Raw genomic sequence first — 5,813 nt, 5'->3', positions numbered from 1 at the left:
TTGCCGACAGCGAGATTCGTAAAACCGCGGCGAATACTTCTGATGAAACCATCGAACGGGAAATCGAAGAAGGTGTCATCATCAAGGCAGATACCCTTGAGGAGCTGGCAGAGAAAATCGGTGTACCCGTGGCAGAGTTTGTTGCAACCATTGAGCGTTACAACACCTTTGTAGAGCAAGGTCATGATCCGGATTTCCATAAGAGCGCCCTTGGCTTGAAAGTTGAGCAGCCGCCATTTTATGCAACTCCGCGTCAGCCCTCCGTTCATCACACGATGGGCGGCTTGAAGATCGATACGCAAGCTCGTGTTATCAATAAAGACGGCGATGTTATCCCGGGATTATACGCAGCAGGTGAAGTGACCGGCGGAATCCACGCAGGTAACCGTCTGGGTGGTAATGCACTCATTGATATTTTTACCTTCGGCCGTATTGCCGGTGAGAGCGTCGCCGAGCTTGCTTAATTTAATTAAGGCTGTTTTTTAACCTGCGTGAAATACGATACATTCTGTATCATTGTTGGCAAGGTATGAAACTTGGAGTAGCCACTATGGATCCCACTAGCGACACAGAGTACAAACCTGGCCCGCTGGACGGCGTCACGATATTAGACTTCTCCCGCGTACTTTCCGGACCTTATTGCACAATGATTCTGGCGGATCTTGGGGCAAGGGTAATCAAGATTGAACGCTTTGGTACTGGCGACGACACACGTGCGTTCGGGCCTTTCATTGAAGACGATTCAGCCTATTTTATGTGCTTCAACCGAGGCAAGGAGAGCATCTCTTTAGATATTAAATCGCCACGTGACCGGGAACTGCTGGAACGACTCTTAGACACCAGTGATGTCGTTGTTGAGAATTTTCGTCCCGGTGTTATGAAACGACTTGGCTACGGCCCAGAGCGCCTGGCCAAAACCCATCCACATATTGTTTATGCCTCTATCTCAGGCTTTGGGCACAGCGGTCCGTACAGTGAACTGCCAGGTTACGACATGGTGGTACAGGCAATGGGCGGGATTATGGGTTTGACCGGCTGGCCAAATGCAGAGCCTGCCCGCGTTGGTACGAGCTTTGGTGATCTGGGTGCAGCTCTGTTCGGTGTTATAGGTATTTTAGCTTCCCTATACAGCCGCAGCCGTGACGCCCAGGGAGCACGTATCGACATCGGCATGCTTGATTGTCAGGCCGCACTTCTGGAGACAGCTCTGGCGCGTTACGACGTCGAAGGTGTTGTACCCACCCGAACCGGTGACAACCACCCTTCGCTGGCACCTTTTGAGACTTTTATGGCCGAGGACGGTAAGTTTGTGATCTGCACCGGCAACGACACGCTCTTTCTGTTGATGGCCGACGCTCTGGGGTCACCGCTTCTGGCACTGAAACCAGAGTTTCTGACCAATGACCTGCGGGTTCAAAACCGTGTGCAATTGGTTAAGGACGTAGAGGCGATCACCAAAACCAGGCCGATGCAGCATTGGATCGACGCCCTCAATGACGAGGGTGTTCCCTGTGCACCCATCAATACCATTGACAAGTTGTTCGACCATCCTCAGCTACTGGCCCGTGACATGATCATCAAAGTTCAAGGAGAACACGACCGGCCGGTACGTACTGCAGGCAACCCAATTAAATTGAGCAACCTGACCGAATTTGATCCAGAAGTGCCAATCAAAGCACCTATGCTGAATGAGCATCGTGAAGCGATTCTTGATGAACTGATGGCGAGCCACGGAGCTTATGACCCCATTGCTAAAGCTCAAAATGATAACCACCATGCTGATCAGCCAGAGCTGCACGAAGCTGTTGCTCCAGCCGTTCACTAACAGACCCGAGAACTATAGGTACCTATGATGCAAAAGCAAAAAGCAAGCTTCACCGTTAAGTCTGTCAAATCTGAAAATAAGACTGAAGCAGAAAAGTCCACTCTGGCAGTGGTAGCTGCACCCAAAGCGCACACCCCGGAAGTCATTCTGGTTGAGCGTCGTGAACGGGTGGGTATCATTACTCTGCATCGTCCCAAAAGTTTGAACGCACTGAATCGCCAGCTTGCGCGTGAAGTTGTCGACACACTCAAGGAATTTGACAAAGACGATAATATCGGTGCCATTGTGATTACCGGTAGTGCCCGGGCTTTTGCGGCCGGGGCTGACATTGAAGAGATGGCGAACCTGAATTTCTCCGAGTTCTATTGCGACGATATCTTTGCCCCGTGGGATGAAATGAAGGCCATTCAAAAACCGGTTATCGCTGCGGTAGGAGGCTACGCACTGGGTGGTGGCTGTGAGCTGGCGATGTTGTGCGACTTCATTATCGCTGCCGATGATGCTCAGTTTGGTCAGCCAGAAATCAAGCTGGGCATCCTGCCTGGTATCGGTGGTACTCAGCGTCTCAGCAAAGCGGTTGGTAAGTCCCTGGCTATGGATATGGTACTGACTGGCCGGACTATCAATGCTGAGGAAGCTAAAGCGTCAGGCCTGGTAGCACGTATAGTACCAGCCAAAGATCTGTTACAGGTTGCACTGGAAGCTGCGCATACCATCGCTGCTTACAACGACCCGGCAGTGCGTATGGCTAAAGAATCCGTCAATGTTGCCTTCGAAACCCCTCTTAACGAAGGAATGCGCCACGAACGTCGCCTGTTCCAGGCTTCCTTTGCTACCGAAGGCCAAAAAGAAGGAATGCACGCCTTTATTGCCAAACGAGCTCCTGTTTTCCGACACCGCTAGAACGCAGAAATATCTGCTACTTCAGACACTAATCGGCACCGCTGTCGCTGCAGTATGGCAGTCTATTCTCGGACAGGCTCCCAGGTAGCGGGCCTCACTCAATCAAGGGGGTTTTTATGGGCACTTTAGGCCTGGAGTCACCGCTGTCCGTGATAATCCCAGACTTCGGAGTCGAATCGACATGTCTACCCAAGTGATTCTTCCACGCATAATGCAGGTGGGTGAAGGTGCCAGCCTGAAAATTCCTGACGTACTGGAAAGCCTGGGGTGCAAGCGGCCGTTGATCATTACTGACAAAGTGATGGTGGAGCTGGGTTATGCCAGCAGTATCCAGGACGTCCTGTCTAACAATTCCATGACAGCTGACGTCTTTGATGACACTGTGCCAGAGCCCACCGTTGCCTCTATTCAGGCCGGTGTCAACAAGGTGCGCGAGGGCGACTATGACAGCATTATCGCCCTGGGTGGCGGTAGCCCCATCGACAGTGCCAAGGCGATCGCCATTCTCGGCAAGCACGGCGGCACCATGCAGGAGTACAAGTTCCCCCGTGTGGTGAATGAATCCGGGTTGCCGATCATTGCAGTTCCCACCACCGCCGGCACTGGTTCCGAGGTGACCAAGTTTACCATCATCACTGATGAAACCAGTGATGAGAAGATGCTCTGTGTCGGTGTTGGCTTTATGCCTGTAGCGGCACTGGTGGATTACAGCCTGACCCTGAGCCTGCCACCCCGGATTACCGCCGATACCGGTATCGATGCCCTGACTCACGCCATTGAAGCTTACGTCAGCAAGAAAGCCAACCCTTACAGTGACAGTCAGGCTCTGTCAGCGATCAAACTGCTGGGGCCAAACATACGTCAGGCATATCGCGACGGATCCGACAAGCAGGCTCGCGAAGCGATGATGCTGGGCTCAACCCTCGCCGGTGTCGCTTTTTGTAATGCCTCCGTAGCGCTGGTACACGGCATGAGTCGTCCGATTGGTGCGGCCTTCCATGTCCCTCATGGACTGTCCAACGCTATGCTATTGCCAGCTGTGACAGCGTTCTCCATCCCTGAAGCGCCAGAACGCTACGCCGATTGTGCCCGCGCTATGGGAGTAGCCGAGGCAACCGACAGCAACGATGCCGCCAACAAGAAGCTGTTGGAAGAATTGCACGCCCTGAACGACGAGCTCAAAGTGCCGTCTCCAGAGCAGTTCGGTATCGATCGTGACACCTTCCTTAACATGGCACCGACCATGGCTGAGCAGGCTCTGGCTTCAGGTTCCCCCAACAACAATCCGCGAGTACCCAGCAGCGAGCAGATCGTCGAGATCTATCGCCAGCTTCTGTAATGCATTAGCGAATTAATCACCGGCGGCTCCCTCGGGGTCGCTCACATCCCTCCTGGAGGAAATACGATGAGTACTATCGGACATCTAATCAATGGCAAGGTTGTTACCGAAGGCGCTCGTAAGCAAGCGGTCTACAACCCCGCCACTGGTGTTCCTGAAAAAGAAGTCCTGCTTGCTTCCAGGGAAACTGTGGAAGATGCAATTGCCGCTGCTGAAGCTGCCTACCCTGAATGGCGTAACACTCCGCCAATGAAGCGTGCTCGCATCATGTTCAAGTACAAAGAACTGCTGGAAGCCAACGCTGATGAGATCTGCAGACTCATCGGTGAAGAGCACGGCAAGATCTCTCACGACGCCATGGGTGAGCTGCAGCGCGGCATCGAAAATGTTGAGTATGCCTGCGGCATTCCTGAGCTGCTGAAAGGCGAGCACAGCCGCAATGCAGGTCCTGGCATTGACTCCTGGAGCGAATTCCAGCCACTGGGCGTGGTAGCTGGTATTACACCATTCAACTTCCCGGCAATGGTACCCATGTGGATGTTCCCAATGGCCATCGCCTGTGGTAACCCCTTCATACTCAAGCCTTCGGAGCGTGACCCAAGCTCCACTCTACTCATCGCTCAGCTGCTGCAAGAAGCTGGCCTGCCTGATGGCGTGCTCAACGTGGTCAACGGTGATAAGGAAGCAGTAGATACACTGCTGAAAGACGAGCGAATCAAGGCCGTAAGCTTCGTTGGCTCTACTCCTATTGCCGAATACATCTACACCACGGCCAACGCCAATGGTAAGCGCTGCCAGGCTCTGGGTGGAGCCAAAAACCATGCCATCATCATGCCTGATGCTGACCTGGACAACGCTGTTAACCAGCTGGTTGGAGCTGCTTTCGGCTCCTCCGGTGAGCGATGCATGGCTCTGTCCGTAGCCGTTGCTGTAGGTGACACTACTGCCGACGCTCTGATTTCTAAAATGAAAGCTGCCATGGCCAGCCTGAAGGTCGGTGTCCACAGTGAGAGCAGCAACGACTTCGGTCCACTTATCACCGGTGCTCACCGCGATAAGGTCGTGGGTTTTATTGACAGTGCAGAGGCTGATGGTGCCAAAATCGTTGTGGACGGCCGCAACCCTGAAGTACCTGATTACAAAAACGGTTTCTTCGTCGGTGGCACGCTGATCGACCAGGTGACTCCAGAAATGGAAAGCTACCGCCAGGAGATCTTTGGTCCGGTACTGCAGGTAATTCGCGTCGAAACCATGGAACAGGCAATGAAACTGATCAATGACCATGAGTACGGCAACGGCACCTGTATCTTCACCCGTGACGGCGAAGCAGCACGCTACTTCTCCGATCACGTCCAGGTAGGTATGGTGGGAATTAACGTACCTCTGCCAGTGCCAGTGGCTTATCACAGCTTCGGCGGCTGGAAGCGCTCCCTGTTCGGTGACCTGCACGCCTACGGCCCGGATGGAGTACGCTTCTACACCAAGCGTAAGACCATCACCAAACGCTGGCCTTCTGCCAGTGTGCGCGAAGGCGTAAGCTTCTCCATGCCGACCTGACTGATCGGTTGGCACTGCAACACCCAAACCTGAGCGTTGTTTTGATCGGGCCAGCCCCATTTAACCGGTGGGCTGGCTTTTTGGTGTTTTGGATTATGTAAGTAGTTAACCAAATGAAATCGTATTTTCTGACTAAGTGGACAGTCACTCTGCGGCGTTACAACTCCGGTCACATAGCTAAGGCTATGC

5 protein-coding genes are annotated in these 5,813 nt (G+C 53.2%); all 5 read left to right on the top strand.

From position 1 onward, the window contains the following. Positions 1–464 (top strand): FAD-binding protein (locus tag KDK15_RS15665; RefSeq protein WP_257296323.1); only part of this gene is annotated, 464 nt, incomplete at its 5' end. Positions 465–550: 86 nt separating this feature from the next. Next, positions 551–1,825 carry a CaiB/BaiF CoA-transferase family protein gene (locus tag KDK15_RS15660; RefSeq protein ID WP_257296322.1) on the top strand — a complete coding sequence of 425 codons (1,275 nt, stop codon included), beginning with the start codon at positions 551–553 and terminating at the stop codon, positions 1,823–1,825. A 24-nt stretch (positions 1,826–1,849) separates the two neighbouring features. Then, the gene (locus KDK15_RS15655) at positions 1,850–2,728 is read left to right on the top strand and encodes an enoyl-CoA hydratase (RefSeq protein WP_257296321.1); all 879 of its coding nucleotides are present in this window, start codon (positions 1,850–1,852) and stop codon (positions 2,726–2,728) included. Positions 2,729–2,909: 181 nt separating this feature from the next. Next, a complete protein-coding gene (locus KDK15_RS15650) occupies positions 2,910–4,067 on the top strand; it encodes an iron-containing alcohol dehydrogenase (RefSeq protein WP_257296320.1) in 1,158 nt (385 codons plus the stop codon). Positions 4,068–4,133: 66 nt separating this feature from the next. Beyond that, on the top strand, positions 4,134–5,624 hold the full coding sequence (locus tag KDK15_RS15645; protein WP_257296319.1) for a CoA-acylating methylmalonate-semialdehyde dehydrogenase: 1,491 nt from the start codon (positions 4,134–4,136) through the stop codon (positions 5,622–5,624). The last annotated feature ends 189 nt before the right edge of the window (positions 5,625–5,813 follow it).

Origin of the sequence: Endozoicomonas sp. YOMI1 (genome assembly GCF_024606345.1) — a bacterium.
GTDB lineage: Bacteria > Pseudomonadota > Gammaproteobacteria > Pseudomonadales > Endozoicomonadaceae > Endozoicomonas.
The sequence above is the reverse complement of the archived record's forward strand: the minus strand, read 5'-3'. Positions and strand labels throughout refer to the sequence as shown.

Excerpts from the sequence above, each read along its gene's own strand:
- KDK15_RS15645 (WP_257296319.1), top strand. The coding sequence starts at position 4,134 with ATGAGTACTATCGGACATCTAATCAATGGCAAGGTTGTTACCGAAGGC.
- KDK15_RS15650 (WP_257296320.1), top strand. The coding sequence starts at position 2,910 with ATGTCTACCCAAGTGATTCTTCCACGCATAATGCAGGTGGGTGAAGGT.
- KDK15_RS15660 (WP_257296322.1), top strand. The coding sequence starts at position 551 with ATGGATCCCACTAGCGACACAGAGTACAAACCTGGCCCGCTGGACGGC.
- KDK15_RS15655 (WP_257296321.1), top strand. The coding sequence starts at position 1,850 with ATGATGCAAAAGCAAAAAGCAAGCTTCACCGTTAAGTCTGTCAAATCT.